Here is an 18,853-nt window from a genome sequence, read left to right as displayed (position 1 = left end):
GATAAAGAGACCATTAGTTTCTAAGCCTTAGCTTTTGCGGTAGCTAACTTTAAACATAAGGCTATAAAGCACGGGCACAGCGATAAGCGTAAGTACCGTGGCGAACGCCAATCCGCCCATAATCGTCACAGCCATGTCAGCAAAGAATGCGTCGAACAGCAGTGGCGCCATACCTAAAATAGTTGTCACCGCAGCCAGTGAAACCGGGCGAACACGGCTAATTGTGGCATCGACTATCGCTTGTTGAATGGCCAGTCCTTCTTCTATCTGTAGGTCTATTTCTTCAATAAGCACTATTGCATTTTTTATAAGCATGCCAAACAAGCTCAAAAAGCCGAGTAGCGACATAAAGCCAAAGGGCATATCTGTACTAAGAAGGCCTGTAACAACACCTACAACCGCCATAGGTACCACAAGCCAAATGATCAGTGGCTGGCGAGCATGACCAAACAGCAATACAGAGATAATAAACATGACTAAAAAGCCGGCCGGTAAACCAGCACCTAGCGCTTTTTGTGCATCGGTTGAGCTTTCAAATTCGCCGCCCCATTCCAATGAATATCCAGCTGGAAGTTCTATGGCCTCGATAAGCGGGCGAATTCTAGCCAAGGCTTTAGCAGCAGTTTCATCATCACCTGGTTCCGCTTCTACGGTAATGGTGCGCACACGGTCGCGACGATGAATACGCATTTCTTCGGTCATTAGCTCTAAGCCTTGTGACACTTGGGTGAAAGGCACATATTGGCGCTGCTGCGTAGACCATACTTGTGATTCGCGTATTGACTGCAGCTCGGTATCCTCTGCCTTGCCCATCTTTGCGATGATATTGTAAGCGTAGTCACCGTCTTGCACCGTACCTAGCTGAACCCCGCTACTTGCATACTGTATGGTTTGGCTAAAATCATTGTGTGACACGCCAGCAATACCTGCGTTGTAGTTATCAAACTGCGTGTTGATGGCAAAGCCTTTTTCACGCCAGTTGTGTCTTACATCTTTAACTTTCCCATCAGCAAATAGCAGGGCCTTTGCTTGTTCTGCTAATTCACGAAGTTTTTCAGTATCTGGACCAGAAAACCTTGCTTCCAGTTTTGCGCCAGAACCGGGCCCAAACTGCATTCGTTCCATGTAGAAGTTGGCGTCGAAATCTAGGTCGGTAAGCTTATTCCTAAGCTTCTCTTGAATAGCAGGGATGTTATCCAGTTCATTCGCCCGAATCATGAAAAAAGCATAGTTTTCGTTAGCGCTTTTAGGTGCATAAGTGAGGGTGAAACGATCTGCACCCTGTCCAATAAAGGAGGTTACAGCCGTGACATTTTCCATTGCTAAAATACGCGCTTCTGCTTCTTTTGCTATCACTTCGGTGGCACGAATGTCCCTGTCTTGCGGTCCCCAATAATGTACAAAGAATAGCGGCGCATTTGATGGTGGGAAGAAGCCTTGCTTTACCATACCAAAGCTTCCATAAGCCACAATAGTGATGACAAAAAGCACACCAATAGTTACCCAGCGAAGTCTAAGTGCACCAAGTAATGCACTTTTAAACCAGCGCTGCGATGCTGAGAGTTCGTTGCCTGCAGTCTGACCTATACCTTTGCGGTAAAAATACGCGCCGAGAACAGGCACTAAAGTTACTGCTAATACCCAACTAATCATTAGGGAAACTAAGACTACGGCAAATAATGAGTAAAGAAACTCGCCGGTGGCATCGTTTGAAAGACCTATGCCTGAAAACGCAGCAATACCGATGACGGTTGCGCCAAGTAGCGGCCACTGTGTGCGCTTAACAATAAAGCTGGCTGATTCTTTAGCCGTGGAGCCGGTGGCCATGCGAAGCATCATGCCTTCAGCAACTACAATAGCGTTATCTACCAGCATGCCCATGGCGATAACCATGGCACCAAGAGATATCCGTTGAAGCTGAATATCCATCAGCCACATAACAAGAATAGTACCTAGCACGGTAACAAGCAGCACTGAGCCAACTACCACACCCGAGCGCCATCCCATGAATAAGCACAGGGTTAGAGTAACCACGGCGACTGACATGACAAGATTATTAATAAAGCCGGTTACCGACTCGTCAACCACCGAAGCCTGATCATAAATTGGCGTTAGCGTAATACCGACAGGAAGCTCTTGAAGTAGCTTTTCCACTTTTGCGTTAACGCGTTCGCCCACGTCAACAATGTTAACGTCGGTCAAGGCCGATACAGAAAGCGTAAGCGCTTCTTCGCCGTTGTAGCGCACATGAACAGGCTGTATGTCCGCAGGCTCTAATTTCAATGTGGCAATATCGGAGACTCTAAGTGAACGGTTAGTGCCCGGGACTACCACAGAAAGGTTAGAGATTTCTTCAAGCCTGTCTGGTGCACGCTCTACAATTAGACGTACATTCTTTTCGTCTACTTTAATACGGCCACCGTTAAAGGGCCTTAAGTTATCTTCAAAAAGGGCAGCGAGATCAGGGAAGGAAATGCCTAAGCCTGCCAGCTGATAGGGGTTGATGTACGCCACTATCTGCTCTTTTTGAACACCCGTTACATTTACTTTGGCAACCCCTTCTGTAGTAAGTAAGTCGCGTCGGATGATGCGTGCAAATTCGCGAAGTTCACGAGTGTCAAAATCTGGTGCGCTCAAGGCATAGTAAAGACCATACACATCACCAAAATCATCGAAGACAATGGGGGCTTGTGCGCCGGTGGGAAGTGAACTTGCAGTGTCGCGAAGTCGCTTTCTTAGCTCATCCCAAATCTGCGGCAATAAATTACTGCCGTAAGTACTTTTAACCTCAACCGTAATTTCTGAAAGGCCGGGCGATGAAATTGACGTCACTTCTTTTAACTGCGGCATTTGTTGAATGGCAATTTCTAAGCGCTCGGTAACTTCACGCTCTACTTTTTCAGCGCTGGCTCCAGGGTAGCTGGTGTATACCTTTACTTGTTTAATAGTAAATGCAGGGTCTTCCAAGCGGCCTATCTTGCTCATAGCTAAAATGCCGCCCAGAAGCAGGATGACCACCATCAGCCAAATGTTGACGGGCTTATCAATTGAATAGCGTGCAATATCCATAAACTACTTCTCTCCTTGGTAGGGAAGCACTTTCATGTCTGCACGCATTTGTGTTGCCCCAGCAGCAACCACCTGCTGACCAAGTGTGATTTCAACTTGGCTATTACTCTCGATAATTGCTAGCTCATTTTCAATATGCTTAACGTCTACAGCTTGCTTGGTAACTGTATTCGTTTCTTCACTGTATACCCATACGGCAAAGCCTGAATCCTCGTTACCCACGAGTGCTCTTACAGGCACAACAAAACCTTCGGGATATAGACTACCTTGTAGGCTTACTTTTACCACTGCGCGTGCTCCTGGCGTTAACGGGAGTTCTTCGCGGGGCTCCATGGCAAACACCACTTCGTAGGTTTGCGACACAGGGTCTGGTTGAGTAGAGTGCTCTACGTAGTTCACCGGATACCATTGGCTGCGATTAGTTGCCAATGTGGCGCTTGCCTGTTTGATACCACGGCCAATATTGGCCGTGAGCAAACGCTCGGGTACGTTAATGTTGAAGTAAATTTTAGATACATCTTGCAAACGAGCAATGGGGGTACCCGCAGCAACAAAGCTGTTGTTTTCAACTAGGCGTTGAGACACTTTTGCGTTGAAAGGGGCATAAAGTTGTGTGTAGCTTAAATCCTGCTGGGCATTTTTTAAGTCGATAACCGCTAGTTCGTAAGATGTTTTTGCACTATCAAGCGAGCTTTGTGCGACTAACTTTTGGGCGAACATCTTCTCAATTCTATCTAATTCGCGTTTTGCCTGGTCTAGCCGTGTCTTCGATTCTTCAACACGACGCTCAAACGGTTGACGGTCGATAGTCGCCAGCAACTTTCCTTTCTTAATATCGCTACCTGTTACTAAGTCGGTTTGAATAAGGCGACCTGAAACTTCAAAGCTTAAATCTACCGTCTTAACCGCAGAAACAACGGCGGGAAAAGTGAATTCGTCGAAATTAGGTATATTGCTTACTGTAGCAAGCTTTACGAAGCGAGGAGTTGCATTTGATTGCTGCTCAACAGGCTCTTCTGAAGAGCAAGCACTTAAAGTTGTGGCTAATAAAACGCTTAGAAATAGAATATGAGAAAATCGCATCACGGACATAGGTGTGTGTAATCCATTGTCAGGGTAAATGAAGTATGAAAGTGTGAACATTAGGTAACAGGTTGGTTTAATGTAAAGACGCGGTTGCTATCTAAAGTAAACTGGTTAGTGCATTTTAATTTGGTTGCATTGAAAAGTAAACTGTTCGGTGTAAAATGGCTGAAGTATGATAAGGATTAAGTAATGTTGAGAACTTCGATATGGTAGGCAGCACACGAACGCGCAGTGACATTAAGCGCGAAGCCATTATTCAGGCGGCAACGCAAGCGTTCCAAGAGTTTGGCGTTAACGGTACCAGTATGGATAAGCTGGCCGAACTGGCGAATGTGTCGAAACGCACAGTGTATAACCACTTTTCTACCAAGGAAGAGTTGGTGATGCACTTAGTTACGCAGCAGTGGCAAACCGCAATTCTTAATATAAACAAAACATACAACAGCGCGCTTCCGTTAGGTGAGCAACTAGAAGACCTTATCTTACAGGACATTGAGTTTATGGTAAGCGAATCTCACTTAGACCTAGCGCGGGTAGCTATTGGCCATTTCTTTTACGAGCCGGAAAAGCTCAAAGATGAAGTTGCACAGTTGAAAGCTCAAGAAACGGCAATGCATCGCTTCCTTAAAGATGCGAAAGCAGATAAGAAGCTTGCCTTTGACGACTTAGATCGAGTTGTTGATGAAATTGATAGCCTAGTAAAAGGGCAGTGCTTTTGGCCTCAGCTTTTTAAAATTGAAGATACGCTGAGCGATGATGACAAAAAAGGTGTAGCGCAAAATACAGTTGCGCTAATTCTGGGGCGTTATGCTACTGCGAACTGTTAGTATTTATCAAAAATACCTTTAAGTCAGTACACGTTCTGAACATGCGATTGAGGTGTTACCTACATATCTCACTATCTTACTTCCGAAAGGCCTAACAGCTTCTATCTCACAACGTTATAGCAAGTACCTTGATGGCAGCAACAGGCTAAAAGGTGCCATCTCATCGTTACCTTCCTTTCATGGCGCCATAAGTTCAGCAGGGTCTATATATTTGAAGTGTTCCATCTGCTTGGCAAGTTAAGCGGCTTCTTAAAAGTGTCTTAAAGATAAATTTTTTACAAAATACTTGCTGCTATCAGGTTCAGTTGTCGGGACCAGTGAGGAGTAATTTGTAGGAGGTAACGCTGAAATATTGAAAGTACAATGCAAATTCAGAACGCTCCCTTCAATTAATCTTTTTTAAACTTCTCTAGCAAAATCGACGGTTTTGAATGTTTATTGCTCTTTTCTTGTGTGGAATGGCGATATTTTAGTCGTTAATTAAGAAAAGTTATAAAGAGATTTAAATTTTTGCAGGTTTGCTCTCGTCATCTTGTGATTTTTTCTATATTATTCTGACCACAAATAGCAACTATTATTATTTGCAATTGCAAAGCGAAAGGGAAGTTAAGGGGCTTGGCAAAGCTAGCGACCAAAAAAGCATTGCCAAATAATAAGAACCAAGGTTGCAAATATACACACAACACTTTGAAGAACACTTGGAGAGCAATTTTGAAATTCAAACTTACGAGCATTGCTACTGCGATCATGTTAAGCCCTGCTGTATTTGCTGCCGATATGGAAGATATTGAGAGGCTAACAGTGGAAGGTAAGTACCTTTCTGTTAATCAGTCGAACTCTATTAAAAGCCCTACACCTATCATTGATGTTCCACAAAGCTTGTCGATCATTACCGCTGAGGAAATTACGGCTCGCGGTATTACTAGCGTTGGTCAAATTATTGACTACACCCCAGGTGTTAATACTTCTCAAGGTGAAGGTCACCGAGATTCTGTAGTCTTCCGTGGTGTGCGCTCTACTGCAGATTTTTACATAGACGGCAACCGTGACGACGTTCAATACTACCGTGCACTTTACAATGTTGAGCAGGTAGAGATTCTTCGTGGCCCGAACGCGCTGCTATTCGGCCGAGGCGGAACCGGCGGTATTTTAAACCGTGTATCTAAAAAGGCGAAAACGGGCGACAAATTCGTAAACTATAACGTTTCTGCTAACACCTTTGGTGCTTACAACCTTCAACTAGATACAAACGTTGATACAGGCGACAAATCTGCGCTCCGCATTAATGCTATGTACGAAAGCTTGGATAACCACCGTGACTTCTATTATGGCGATCGCTATGGCTTTAACCCAACTGCACGTTTTGAAGTGAGCGACGACACCATTGTTGATGTGTCATACGAATATATCGACCATGAGCGTTTCATTGACCGTGGTGTACCAACAGCAAGCGGCGAACCAGTAGAAGCGTTTGAAGAAATCGTGTTTGGTGACCCAGATAACAACTATCAAACACTGGGCGCTGATGTTTTCCGTGCAAACGTAGAACACACTTTTTCAGACAATCTAAAAGGTAACTTCAACGCCTTTTACGGTGACTACGATAAAGTTTACTCAAACTTTTATGCTGCAGCTTACGACGCCGACACTGAAGTAGTTACCCTTGACGGTTATGTAGATACTACTCAGCGTGAAAACCTTATCTTGTCGTCAAACTTAGTAGGCGAGTTCGCAACGGGCAACATTGAGCATACGGTTATCTTCGGTGGTGAGGTTATTAATACTAAGTCGAATCAAGACCGCTATAACCCAGAATTCGATTCTCGTATAGGTGCTAATGACCCTGACGATACGCTGCGAGACGATCAGGAGATGTTTAATGTAACTCGCCCACTTAGTTTCAGAGGGCTAACTGGTACTAACTCAGTTGGCGAAACAGTTACTGCGACTTTTAGTGATGTAAACGACGATACACACGTAGACCTTGATGTTTACTCGTTCTACGTGCAAGACGAAATTGCACTATCAGAAAACTTCGACCTAGTGCTAGGTGCACGCTTTGATAGCTTTGATATTGAAGTATTTAACGTTGTTGCGGCAGAAACGCGCAGCAGAAAAGACGAAGAAGTATCGCCGCGTGCGGGCCTTGTTTACAAGCCACAAGAGAATATCTCAATTTATGCGAGCTACAGTGAGTCATTCCTACCACGCAGTGGCGAGCAGTATGCGAATATCAACGGTGATGCAGACGCGCTTGACCCAGATACCTTCACTAACCAAGAAATTGGTATTAAGTGGGACTTCAGTGAAAGCATGAGCTTTACGGCTGCTATCTTTGAAAATGAGCAAACGTCACTTGATAACGACCCTAACGATGCAGAAAGCTTCGTAGAAGTCGACTCAGATGTATCAGGTTTTGAGCTTCAGCTTCAAGGTTATATCACTGATAAGTGGTACGTTACAGCAAACTACAGTAACCTAGACGGCGAAAATGCAAGTGGTGTGGAGCTTCGTGAGCTACCTGAAAATACCATGTCGGTATGGACAACGTATGAAGTGAATGAAGTATTTGGCTTCGGCATTGGCGCAACATACCAAGACGAAAGTAAAGTATCGACAAGTGCTACATCGCCTGTACTACCTAGCTATACCCGTGTTGATGCGTCAGCGTATTACACACTTAGCGACAAGACACGTCTTCAGCTAAACGTAGAAAACTTAACTGATACGCTTTACTTCCCTAATGCACACTCTACGCATCAGGTTACAGTTGGCGCACCAATCAACGCACGCTTATCACTGATAGGTTCTTTCTAAGTAAAACTGAAAGATCATTTAGAGAATTTGAAAGCCATTCGTGAAAGCGAATGGCTTTTTTATTTTGTAGAAAAGCTGAACTAAGTCACTAAGTCACCAAGTCAGCAAATCAGCGCTAACTCTGCTTTGCGAAGTTGATAAGTGTCTGTCCATCCATGCGATAGCCTAGCCATTCACTCTTTGGTTTAGCGCCTAAGGATTCATAGAAATCGATAGCAGGCTTATTCCAATCTAAAACACTCCACTCAAAACGGCCGCAGTCGTTTTCTACCGCTGTTTTTGCTAAATGTTGCAGCAGTGCTTTACCCGCTCCTAGGCCTCGAGATTTCGGCGATACATAAAGATCTTCAAGATAAAGTCCGTTGCGACCCTGCCACGTGGAATAGTTAAAGAAGTAAACGGCAAAGCCAATAGGGGCGTTATTATTCTCGCAAATAACACAGTGCGCTGTGGCACCCTCGTCGAATAATGTCTTAAGAAGCGCATCTTCAGAAGCTTCTACTTCGTGCTCTGCTTTTTCGTAAATAGCGAGTTCTAGAATGAATTGGCGAATTTGTGAAATATCGTCGGGCGTTGCAGGTCTAATTGAAATGCTGTTGCTCATGGTGACTCCCGTCAAAAATCTTAAAAAAAATGAGCCAACAAAGGCTCATTTAAAACAATAACGTGTTTGTAGCTTTTCTTAGCGATAAAAGCTAGTCCATCGATGCACTTGGCTGAGGTAGATGTGTATGAGAACCATTATTGCCATCGTCACCTTTGGTAGGCTTTTTACGCACTATCTTGTGCTTGATAAACGTGAACGGGCCGCGTAAATCAAGCAGTATTAGGTACAAGCATGGCACCAATATGAGCGTTACAAGCGTAGCGTAGAGTACAGCAAAGCCAAGCGCGGCCGCCATGGGAACTACAAATGCTGCTTGCAAGCTAGTCTCAAACATAATGGGCAATACACCCACAAATGTAGTAATTGAGGTTAGCGTAATCGCTCTAAAGCGCGCAGTACCGGCCTCAGTGACGGCTTCTATAATGCTGTAACCTTGGGCACGGCGCTGATTCACAAAATCGGTCATAACCAGCGAGTCGTTGATAACAACCCCGGCTGCTGCAATAAGGCCAAAGTTAGACATCATAGATAGGTCTAAGCCTAGTACAAAGTGACCGAACACTGCACCAGTAAAGCTAAATGGAATAACCGACATAATGATAAGGGGTTGCCCATAGCTTTTTAGCGGAACAGCTAAAAGGATATACACCATGATCATAGCCGCAAGGAAGAAGAGTATTTGCTCGTTTTGTTGCGCTTGCTGCTCTTCAATATCACCGCCAAGCTCTGTCATAACCGATGGGAATGACTCTTTGAGTTGAGGCAGTAGCTTGTCTTGTATTTCAGTAACGACCTCATTAGGTTCAACTTTTTCTTCATCAATGTTGCCCCAGATATAAACACTGCGGTAACCGCCCTCGCGGCGAATATAGCTAATCCCTGGCTTTTCTTCTAATGCCACCACGTCACCTAGCATGACTTCTTGGCCATTAGGGGTGGTGATCAGAGAGTACTTCAAGTCAGCAAAACGTTCCCGCGTAAGTTCAGGGTAGCGAACCATTACTTTAACTTCTTCGCCGTTGCGAATGACACGCTGCGCTTCGCCACCGTAGAAACCTGAGCCAACTTGAGAGGCAACGTTAGAGAGAGTCAGGCCCAAGTCGTAAGCAACCGGAAGCAACGTCATTTGCACTTCTTTACTTGGTGGGTCGATGGTTGAACTAACGTCAAACAAGCCTTCTTGCTGCTGCAGCATCTCAATGAATTTAAGGCCGGCAGCGTTTAGTGTGTTAATGTCTGGCCCGAATAGTAAGTAGCCAAACTCTCCATCGTCACCGTCACCGTTTACATCGTCAATAACGGTAAACGACTTCATGCCGCTAATTTCAGGAATTGCCTCTCGCCAGCGACGTGCAAGCTCGAATGTGTCAATAGGGCGGTCTTCCTCATTAACCAGCGGTGTGAGTATGCGCCCTTCATTACTGTCTTCGTTGAAGGCGAGACGATCACGAATCATGCCTTGACCAAACTCATCAATGATTTGCTCTTCCACATCTAAAATAGTTTGTTCAACAATTTTGAGTGCATTGATGGTTGCAAGATCTGAAACATTTTCATTCATCTCTATTCTCACGCTTGGAAAGTCATGAGGTACCTTAGGATTTGGCACCATGCGCACGTAGTTTGCCCCAATTAGCCCCATGCTAAGCATTAGCATGGCTACGAACATCATGAGTACTGCCCAGCGCCACTCAATGGCTTTAGTCACGGTACGCTTATATGGGCCATTTACAAACGCAAAGAAGCCTCGATTGAAGCGGGCACGCCAGCTATCTTGTCGTACAGGTGAGAATTTCGTATGAGCTAAATGCGCAGGCAAGATGAGTTTTGACTCTATTAAGCTAAACGCCAAACACAAAATAACCACAACAGCGATGTTATAGAAAAATGCACCTTCAGGACCGCTACTCAGTGTAAAGGGAGCAAACACAGCTATGGTAGTGAGTACGCCAAAAGTTGCGGGTGTTGCTACGCGCTTAGCACCACGAACCACATTATCAACGCCGCCGCCCTTACTCTCAATTTCGGTATAAGCACTTTCCCCAATAACAATGGCGTCGTCAACTACAATGCCCAGTACCATGATGAACGCGAAGAGCGAAAGAATATTAATGCTCACCCCAAATACAGGCATTAACATCATGGCGCCTAAGAAACATACCGGTAGGCCGACCATAACCCATAGCGCTAATCGAAAGCGCAAGAAGAGAGTTAGCATAAACGCTACAAGCACTGAGCCCTGTACTAGGTTTGACAGCATCATGTCTAAACGTGCGTTAAGGTAGTAGGTCATATCCACCAAAACTTCTAAACTAACGCCTTGAGGAAGGTTTTCGTTTTTCTGCTCTATATAGGCTTTTACGGTCTCAGCCACAGGAATAGTGTTTTGGGTTTTCGTGGCTTTAACGGCAATGTAAATGGCGTTCATGCCGTTGTACTTAAAGTAACGTTCACCTTCAACAAACCCGTCATTAATGTAAGCAACATCACCTAGGGTAACTTTCGCGCCACCTGCACCAATTTTAATTGGGATTTGTTTGAATTCGTCACCGCTGTAGTATTGGTTTTCAACCCGCACCGACACGATACCGGCATTAGTTCTTAGCTGGCCTGCAGAGATATTCGCTGAATAACTATTAATAGCCTGCGTCACATCGGCAATGGTTAAACCATACTTTCTGAGCGTATCGGGCTTGATCTCGATGGCAATTTCATCATCGGGCGTGTTGGCTTCCACCAAAGAAATAGAACCAAGTTGAAGCAATTCGTCTTCGACTTCTTTTGCCAACACTTTAAGTTCGGACAGCGGCAAGTCGCCAACAATCGGCATTTCTATAACTTGTTGCTGAAACTCTACTTGCGACACATTTACTGGTTCCATTCCGGCAGGGAAGGTGGCAATACTGTCTACGCGAAGTTTGACCTTATCTAACACGTCAGTAAGCTCAGCTTTTGTGTCGATCTCTAAAGTGACGGCACCGCCACCTCTAAACGCACGGGACACGGTACGTTTAATTTCTGTAATGTCTTTTACCGCTTCTTCTACTTTTATGAAGATACTTTCTTCTATTTCTTGAGGAGACGCGCCAGGGTAGTTTGCTTCAATAGTAATGTAGTTAATTTCGATGTTAGGAAACATCTGCCGCTGAATAGTAAAGTAGCTGGCAATACCCATGACAATGATGAAAAACATCAAAAGGTTGGCCGCTACAGAATTTCTTGCAAACCAAGAAATAATGCCGCTTTGCGTATCGTTATGATTTTCCATGACAGCTCCTTAGTTAGCTTGTGCTGTCACGATTTCAGCTGTGGTCTCAATAACCTTTACAGGCATGCCGTTCTGTGGGTATTCAGGTAGACTCATTACTACTTTATTCGCATTGAAGTCGCCCTGAATGAGGAAGTCGCCATTTTCCTCACGCACCACTTTCACTTTCTGAGATTTCAATCTGTCTTCATCGTCAAGGGTCCACAGCAAGCGGTTGGTTACCAACTCTTGTGGTACGCGATACACGTCACTTAACGTTTTACCTTCAAATGATATCGTGCTGTAAGAGCCAAATTTAACGATAGGTTTTGATGAGTTGATTGCATAGGGGTCTTCAATGCGTGCAACGAAATAACTCATGCGCGTGGTGTTGTCTACAACACCAGTATCTCTGTGGATGGTGCCTTTTACCGTAGCGCCCTGAATGTCATCGACTTCAATGGCAATCTCGCTTCCTATTGTGCTATCTGAAAGGAAAACGCGGTCGAATCCGGCAATAGGGAAAGTAACTTCGGCATACTCTATGTTGTTAAGGACAGCGACTGGTGAACCCTGAGTAACATAGTCACCTGTGCTAATGTCTCTTGATACGATCAGAGCATCGTATGGTGCTTTCACTTTACAGTTATCTAAATCACGCTTTGCTATTTTTAGTTGGGCTTCTGCAGATTTAAGCGCTGCCTTTGCGCTCATTACTTGTGGTTTGCGAAGGTACAAATCGGTAACCCGCGCATTAGGCATTGTTTTGGCTTCCTTTGCTGCCACATCTGCTTGCGCTTGTTCTTGAATCAACTGAGCTTGTGCACTCGCTAAATTTGCTTCTGCCAATAGAAGCGCTGCCTCATACGCATCGGCTTCTATTTCAAAAAGGACTTCACCACGTCTTATTAGACCACCGCTTACAAATTTAGGGTTCCATCTCTCAACTTCACCCGATACTTGCGCAGCAAGATTTGTGGTTTCAAGAGGCATGATTTCGCCATAGGAAGTGAGTTGTACGCGCACGTCTTCTGGCGATAACGCTTCAATAGTGACGGTTGGGCGAGTATCAACTTCCTCTGTTATAGCGCTGTCAGAAGCAGACGCTTCGATTCCTTTCATTCCTAAATAACCTACCAGTAAGACACCAATAGGTAATGCAACTTTCATCCATTTCATGGCTAGATCTACTTTTATAACGAATACTAACCATAGTGTAGCGCTAAAGTGTTTCAGTAATACAGCGCAAATGTAACTAAACGTGAGTCAATTTTGTGTAAAGGCAAGTAGATCGTTAAAACGAAGTTCGTTGTTCGGAAAGAGGAGAAGGGGTGATGCTCGAGATACTACAAACTTGGTCCCTGCCATTATCCTTGGCGTAGTACAGCGCTTTGTCAGCACACCGTATAGCGTAGGAGATATCAATACCCGGTGTCACCTCACTTACGCCAAAGCTGCTTGTTACGTGAAATTCACGGCCGTTAATATTAAGGGGGGCTTGATTTAGTGTTTTTCTTATTTGCTCTAGTGCCTGCACTGCACCTGCTTCATCAGTGTCATTAAAGATAAACATAAACTCTTCACCGCCCCACCGCGCGATTATGTCCTGCTTGCGAAGACGGGAGGTAAACACTTTAGATATCTGTACCAGCACTTCGTCACCTTGTTCGTGACCTAAGGTGTCGTTAATGCTTTTAAAACGGTCAATATCGGCAATAGCGATTGAAAACTTGCTCTTGTTGCGCACAATTCTTGCGTATTCTCGCTCCAGGGATTGCTGTGCACCGCGTCTGTTCAATAATTGAGTAAGGTGGTCATGTTTTGCCTGACGCTCAAACTGTTCGCTTAAATAAAGGGCAGTATCGTAGCTTTTTTGGCGGCTATACTCGTAAAAAGCAGATAGAAAGGAGACTGTCATAAATGAATAGAGCAGCCTTGTTTTAAAGGCATAAGTATATTGGGCGACTAGTATAGCTTCATCGAACCCGAACATGACGACAGCGCTCACCATAGTGAATGCAATAAGTGAAAATAATCCACGAATAAACCCGGCAAAAAACATGGTGACAGGTGGTACCAAGTATATCCATAAAGGCCCTGTATTATCTTTTCCGCCCGTTATGAGTAGCAATAAAGTGAGCACCATTAGGCAGAGGATTAATAAACTTATGGAGGCAGTGCGCGCGCGTGGTGTTGCAACACGTACCTGTAATCGCTGAGATATGGCGAAAACGACACTGGCGGTGAAAAGGGTTGTTGAAAGAGAATATTCCGCTGCGAAAAACGCTCTACAACCCAATATAAACGTAATAGACATACCCACAGCAGCGAACAAGTTGACAACCATGATGCGTCTGTTGGTTTCGTCTTTGTAGTGGCGGCTTACACCGCTAAATACATATTGCTTTAAAATACCAAGCATAACTGTAAAGTGCTAAAGGCTCTGGTCAACGCGTTGAGCTAATTGAGTAATCGCGTTTCTCATGGCTTTAACACTTGATGAAAACCCGTCATTTTCTATCGTTGCGTTGAATTTAAAGGGATGAATAGAAGTACCGTTCGCTGTGCTGCTGATTATATACTGACCAGAGAATACGACGTCGCCCTCATAGGTACTAATAAAATCCTCAATGTGTAAAGCTAAGTGGGTTGACTCTTCGTTAAGGTATTGGTCCCCGCGATTAAGTGATATTTTTTTATCGGCCAATGCGCTTGTAAGCACTTTCGTTACGCCTTCTTCCACTGGCTCGGCCCACAAATGACGCGTTGAAATGTGCAAATTGGTGTCACTCGTTTGGTATACTAACCCCCTGTGCTTCAAATACTCCGGCAGGGTGATTTTATCTAAAATAATGACTTTTTTGGCAGTGCTATGCATCAAGGGCATGCTATCGGTTGAGTGAAGCAAATAGTAATTAAGTGAGGTAGGTGCCGAGGTACACCCCTGTATCAACAGAAATGTAAGTACTAATACACTAACTTGTAACGCTTGTTTTCTTAGAAAAGCCAAGCCCGATATAAACTGCATTATCATTCGATTTGAGTCCTTCATCCTTGAACGGCGGATGTACTGGTAATAATTTATACTGTTTTCACAATCTTTCACATTAGACCATAGCGCTATCAAGCATTGGTATATCGTGAAAATTAGCAGTCACGTATTACTTTTGAGCATTTTTTATGCCAAATAAGCTGTACCAGCTTTCAAACTTGAAAAAACGCATATCTCTAATTTCTAGCTTTAGGTTGAACATCTGCTTCGCTATCTTGTGAAAAAATTAAGCTATTAGGTGATTGATTCAGTTTCAATAGTAACGGTTGTATATTTCGCATGGTTTCTTGAAGGGCATCAACGGTTTCTTTTATCTCCGATTGATTAAATCCACCTTCGCTGTAGTTTTTGAGCAAGCCATCAAGACTCACAAGCACTTGATTTAGATTGCTGTTGAGCGCTTTGGCATCAATATCTGCAATCAGAAGGTCAAAGTCACTGCTTGCGGTTTCAACCGACTCTGCTGCTAAACGCATATCCTCAACGGCAAGTTGAACATTTTCTACCATTTCCTTAAGCGGAAGCTGATTTATCTTATCCAAGATAGCGTCGGCTTTTTGAGTTAACTGCGTGAATTCGTTACTAACAGTGGGGATCACTTCATAGCCGTTTATTACTGCTATTTCACTGTTACTGTCGGCATCTGGCACATGCTGTAAGTCTACATACAGACCACCCGTTAACACATTCCCCATGCGAAGCGATGCACGAAGGTCTCTCTCTAGCCAGTTTCTTATCGTTTGCTTTATGGCACTTAAACCTTCTTTCGTGTCTGGTTGTCTAGCCTTGCCGGGGTATATATTAATAAGTACCGGAATCGGGTAATCCCGCTCCAAAATATTGCCTTCAACGGCAGGGAAGGAGTTGATTGCAGTGACGTTACCAATTTCAATGCCACGGTATTCTACGGGGGCGCCAACGGTGAGCCCCCGTACACTTTCCTCGATAAGCAATAAGTACTCTGCTGCTACTTTGTAGCGTGCGTCGGAGGCAGCAGTGCTGTCGCCATAAATAGTAAAGAAGGCATTGTCGAGGACTTGTTCACCCTTTGGAACACCTTCGGGAATGCCAAAGGTGATGCCGTTGGCCAAAAGGGTTTCTAAACTGCCTGTTTCAACGCTAACACCGTTCGATTCCAATAATAATTTAACACCACTAACATCCCAAAAGCGCGTCGTGTTAGTAATGAGCTTGTGGTAGGGCGCTTCTATAAAAGCATCGTAATACACAACACGCTCTTCAATATTAAAGGTGGCATCTTCAAACTCGCCAACTTTAAACCCTTTATAGATAATAGGGTCGCCAGGCTTGTATGCAAATTCGTCGTCACTTTTTAGCATAACATGTAGCCCAGGCGTGCCAGGAGGCGTAACAGGTGGCCGCTCAAGCGCGGTAAAATGCAAGCGCTCTTCACCTTTATCATGAGCAGACATCGCAATATAGCTGCCAGATAAAAGCGTGTTGAGTCCAGATACCTCTGAAAAGCTTATACGGGGAGCGACAACCCAAAACTTCGCATTTTCATTAAGCAGATGAGAAGCGCTAGCATCGATTCTTGCCGTAACAAGTACTCCGTTGAGATCAGGCTTTAACGTTATTTTTTTCACCTGGCCAATATCTAAGTCGCGCACCTTGATAGGAGTCTTATTGATTTCAATACCTGTTGCTGACTGAAGCTCTATAGTGATAAGCGGGCCTTGGTTTTTCCATTGGTAATAGACCATCCATCCGCCAATAACGATTACGAGGATTGGAATAATCCAAATGCGAGATATGGATGAAGTTGGCTTTACCTTTGCCTCGTTAATGTTTGGATCGTTTGTGGTCATGGTAATTGCTTCCACTGCTGCCAAATAAGCCTCGAATCAAACGTCATCGCGGCTATCATTGTTACAAATACTACGGCACAAAAGGCAAGTGCCGCTTGGCCCGGATAAATAGACATGGTGTTGCCCATTTGAATAAGAGACACCAGTACTGCCACAACAAAAACGTCTATCATCGACCAGCGGCCAATCGCTTCGGTGATGCGGTAATAACGTATACGTAATTGTTTTGAAGTGGTTTTCTCACGTTGTACAGAAAAATTAAGCCAAGCAAGAATAATTATTTTCGCCACAGGTACTACCACACTGGCAGCTAAAATAATCAATGCGACAGGATACGACCCCGATTCCCACAGAGAAATCACCCCCCCAATAATGGTATTTGGTGTTTCTTGGCCAAAAAATTCAGTATACATAATTGGCAATACATTAGCAGGAATATATAAAATACAAGCAGTTAATAACAGTGCCCAGGTTCGCTGAATACTTGCTTTTGCTTGTTTTTCACAGAGTGGCTTAGGCTGAGGGGGCTGCCCTTGTGACATCCACATAGCGTAACGTGTGGTATCGAATTGTGATATACAAAGTGCAGTAAATGCCGAGAAGCCAACAAAGGCGTAGAAAGACAGGCCGATAGAAACATCGGCCAGCTCGGTAATTTTAATAAGACTGACCAAGGTACCCACAAGAAAAATTTCAGCCATGCTCCAGGGCAAAAGCGCTTTTACAAGTTTGTAGAGCCGAGGCAAATAAAAAGGGCGACGGTTTTGTAATTGGGCTAAAGATAAAAGCAACAGGCCTGCTAACACCATACCGGGTAGCAATAGTGTGGCTAAACTGGTTATTATCGCCAACGATAAGTAGTCGTGTTCGATCAGTACGGTTATTCCAGTGGGCAGGTCGATACTGTGCTTTTGCCCGCTCGCTTTGAATGTCAGGAAATTAAACGGTAGTGAGAGCAATAAAAAGATCAAAGCACTGAAAGCATAAGCGAGTAACTTTTCGCTTGCCCCATTGCGATGAGATATAAGCGTGTGGTTGCATACTGGGCATACGGCCCGTTGCCTGTGTGCCAGAACGGGGATGTTTACCTGAGTATGGCATTGCTCACAAACTATAGATAACGTATTTGATTCAGCCATATGCTTTTGCACGCCACTTTTTGTATGCTCGTTGTAAGATAGGGAGTAGCCTAGAGATATAACCCGTTGATTTTCGGTATCTACAGCATAGCTTATTGCGAGCATGTCGGGAAGCATAGCCGGTCTTATTTAAGCGTATAACAACAATAATTGACGATAGAATGATGGAAAAAGCAAACGAAATTCGCAGTGTATATGGAAAAGCAAAGCAGCAGGCGAATCGTCTATTTCTGAAAAGGCGTATTAGCTTTTTACGTTTTTGGGTAAGTATTACCTTCGCTCAGCGTTGTTATTTCTTGGCAACGAGTATGCTCTTGTTGCAACTATTTTTCGATATCGAAAGTGGCTTGTTTGAAGCAATCATGTTTGGTCTAGCACTTGCTGGTATTGTCAGCGAGACATGGCCTAGGTTCATGGCGCTGTGGAACAGCTTACCAGGGAAAGCGATAATTTTATTTGTATACGCAATTATCGCGAATTTCGCATTAGCGTCGGCTAGTGGGCTAGTGAATAGCATAACCGGCGTATCTGCTGGCGCGCTACCCTACAGTCACAATTTCGCGCTCATACTTATGGTGCCAAGCTGGTTCTTTGTTACCACGTTAATGGCACTTGTTGGCGGAATGCTAGTTATCTTTGTCTATGTATTTTTCCTATTATTATTAAAGCCCTTTGGTGTACAAAGGCTATGGCATCAGCCCGGCTATCGTTATGTGTTATCCACCGCTGTTGCAAGGTTTGTGTGGACCCTTGGTGTGGCCCTGCAGCTGGGGGTTTTGGCAGGACAGGTGGGGCTACTTTCTGAATTCAGTAATGAAAGCGCCAATGCGCTAATAACAATAGAAAATGAGATTGAAGCCCAGCCTGAAGATAATGAAGAGAAACCCATCGAGGGACAAACAGAAGAGGTTTCAGAGTTAGAAGCAGATTTAACCGCGCTTTTAACCGATGCAAAACAAAAAAGTATTCATTATAAAAAATCACAGCGCCAGGCACTAGCTAGTTTTATTTATGAGTTTGAAGCAGACTCTCGCTCTCGCTGTGCTCACCCTGAAGGAACCCGCGTTATAGAGCTTAACGATTACGAGATTTTACAAATAGTTAAGTCATCAGAAAATGAAATTGGCTATGCATACTCTGTAGTACCCTGTCGCTCAGCTGCCATTGGGCTCGATTAAAG

The 18,853-nt window shown here is 44.3% G+C and carries 12 protein-coding genes; 3 read left to right on the top strand and 9 right to left on the bottom strand.

Features of this window, described 5'->3' with window-relative positions; all coding sequences use genetic code 11:
* Nucleotides 1-27: 27 nt before the first annotated feature.
* Together AC27KT_RS00450 and AC27KT_RS00445 are read right to left on the bottom strand one after the other, a co-directional pair.
* Entirely contained in the window at nucleotides 28-3,069 is a 3,042-nt protein-coding gene (locus AC27KT_RS00450; protein WP_487126481.1) for an efflux RND transporter permease subunit, read from the bottom strand.
* A 3-nt stretch (nucleotides 3,070-3,072) separates the two neighbouring features.
* A complete protein-coding gene (locus tag AC27KT_RS00445; RefSeq protein ID WP_487126479.1) occupies nucleotides 3,073-4,161 on the bottom strand; it encodes an efflux RND transporter periplasmic adaptor subunit in 1,089 nt (362 codons plus the stop codon).
* Nucleotides 4,162-4,361: 200 nt separating this feature from the next.
* On the opposite strand from AC27KT_RS00445, the gene AC27KT_RS00440 reads away from it, so the two are divergent.
* Entirely contained in the window at nucleotides 4,362-4,982 is a 621-nt protein-coding gene (locus AC27KT_RS00440; RefSeq protein ID WP_487126477.1) for a TetR/AcrR family transcriptional regulator, read from the top strand.
* 711 nt (nucleotides 4,983-5,693) lie between these two features.
* The gene (locus AC27KT_RS00435; RefSeq protein WP_487126475.1) at nucleotides 5,694-7,799 is read left to right on the top strand and encodes a TonB-dependent receptor; all 2,106 of its coding nucleotides are present in this window, start codon (nucleotides 5,694-5,696) and stop codon (nucleotides 7,797-7,799) included.
* Nucleotides 7,800-7,914: 115 nt separating this feature from the next.
* Here AC27KT_RS00435 and AC27KT_RS00430 read toward each other — a convergent pair whose 3' ends face one another.
* The 7 genes from AC27KT_RS00430 to AC27KT_RS00400 all read right to left on the bottom strand — a co-directional run bounded on the left by AC27KT_RS00430 (nucleotide 7,915) and on the right by AC27KT_RS00400 (nucleotide 17,790).
* Nucleotides 7,915-8,403 (bottom strand): GNAT family N-acetyltransferase, encoded by a 489-nt coding sequence (locus tag AC27KT_RS00430; protein WP_487126473.1) that lies wholly within the window; start codon nucleotides 8,401-8,403, stop codon nucleotides 7,915-7,917.
* A gap of 91 nt (nucleotides 8,404-8,494) precedes the next feature.
* Nucleotides 8,495-11,674 (bottom strand): efflux RND transporter permease subunit, encoded by a 3,180-nt coding sequence (locus AC27KT_RS00425; RefSeq protein ID WP_487126471.1) that lies wholly within the window; start codon nucleotides 11,672-11,674, stop codon nucleotides 8,495-8,497.
* Nucleotides 11,675-11,683: 9 nt separating this feature from the next.
* Entirely contained in the window at nucleotides 11,684-12,832 is a 1,149-nt protein-coding gene (locus tag AC27KT_RS00420; RefSeq protein WP_487126469.1) for an efflux RND transporter periplasmic adaptor subunit, read from the bottom strand.
* A 115-nt stretch (nucleotides 12,833-12,947) separates the two neighbouring features.
* Nucleotides 12,948-14,075: a sensor domain-containing diguanylate cyclase gene (locus AC27KT_RS00415; RefSeq protein WP_487126467.1), complete on the bottom strand. Its 1,128-nt coding sequence runs from the start codon at nucleotides 14,073-14,075 to the stop codon at nucleotides 12,948-12,950.
* A 12-nt stretch (nucleotides 14,076-14,087) separates the two neighbouring features.
* Complete coding sequence (locus AC27KT_RS00410; protein ID WP_487126465.1) at nucleotides 14,088-14,687, bottom strand: PqiC family protein; 600 nt, start codon at nucleotides 14,685-14,687, stop codon at nucleotides 14,088-14,090.
* 194 nt (nucleotides 14,688-14,881) lie between these two features.
* Entirely contained in the window at nucleotides 14,882-16,534 is a 1,653-nt protein-coding gene (gene pqiB / locus AC27KT_RS00405) for an intermembrane transport protein PqiB (RefSeq protein ID WP_487126463.1), read from the bottom strand.
* Complete coding sequence (locus AC27KT_RS00400) at nucleotides 16,531-17,790, bottom strand: paraquat-inducible protein A (protein WP_487126461.1); 1,260 nt, start codon at nucleotides 17,788-17,790, stop codon at nucleotides 16,531-16,533. Before AC27KT_RS00400 ends, pqiB begins: the two co-directional genes overlap by 4 nt.
* Nucleotides 17,791-17,834: 44 nt before the next feature.
* On the opposite strand from AC27KT_RS00400, the gene AC27KT_RS00395 reads away from it, so the two are divergent.
* The gene (locus tag AC27KT_RS00395) at nucleotides 17,835-18,851 is read left to right on the top strand and encodes a hypothetical protein (RefSeq protein WP_487126459.1); all 1,017 of its coding nucleotides are present in this window, start codon (nucleotides 17,835-17,837) and stop codon (nucleotides 18,849-18,851) included.
* Nucleotides 18,852-18,853 lie beyond the last annotated feature (2 nt).

Source organism: Alteromonas sp. 5NW40-0090 (genome assembly GCF_057552975.1).
The sequence above is the reverse complement of the archived record's forward strand: the minus strand, read 5'-3'. Positions and strand labels throughout refer to the sequence as shown.

Bases quoted from the DNA above. Each gene is read 5' to 3' on its own strand.
- AC27KT_RS00450 (WP_487126481.1), bottom strand. From the start codon at position 3,069: ATGGATATTGCACGCTATTCAATTGATAAGCCCGTCAACATTTGGCTG.
- AC27KT_RS00445 (WP_487126479.1), bottom strand. From the start codon at position 4,161: ATGTCCGTGATGCGATTTTCTCATATTCTATTTCTAAGCGTTTTATTA.
- AC27KT_RS00440 (WP_487126477.1), top strand. From the start codon at position 4,362: ATGGTAGGCAGCACACGAACGCGCAGTGACATTAAGCGCGAAGCCATT.
- AC27KT_RS00430 (WP_487126473.1), bottom strand. From the start codon at position 8,403: ATGAGCAACAGCATTTCAATTAGACCTGCAACGCCCGACGATATTTCA.
- AC27KT_RS00425 (WP_487126471.1), bottom strand. From the start codon at position 11,674: ATGGAAAATCATAACGATACGCAAAGCGGCATTATTTCTTGGTTTGCA.
- AC27KT_RS00420 (WP_487126469.1), bottom strand. From the start codon at position 12,832: ATGAAATGGATGAAAGTTGCATTACCTATTGGTGTCTTACTGGTAGGT.
- AC27KT_RS00415 (WP_487126467.1), bottom strand. From the start codon at position 14,075: ATGCTTGGTATTTTAAAGCAATATGTATTTAGCGGTGTAAGCCGCCAC.
- AC27KT_RS00410 (WP_487126465.1), bottom strand. From the start codon at position 14,687: ATGATAATGCAGTTTATATCGGGCTTGGCTTTTCTAAGAAAACAAGCG.
- pqiB (WP_487126463.1), bottom strand. From the start codon at position 16,534: ATGACCACAAACGATCCAAACATTAACGAGGCAAAGGTAAAGCCAACT.
- AC27KT_RS00400 (WP_487126461.1), bottom strand. From the start codon at position 17,790: ATGCTTCCCGACATGCTCGCAATAAGCTATGCTGTAGATACCGAAAAT.
- AC27KT_RS00395 (WP_487126459.1), top strand. From the start codon at position 17,835: ATGATGGAAAAAGCAAACGAAATTCGCAGTGTATATGGAAAAGCAAAG.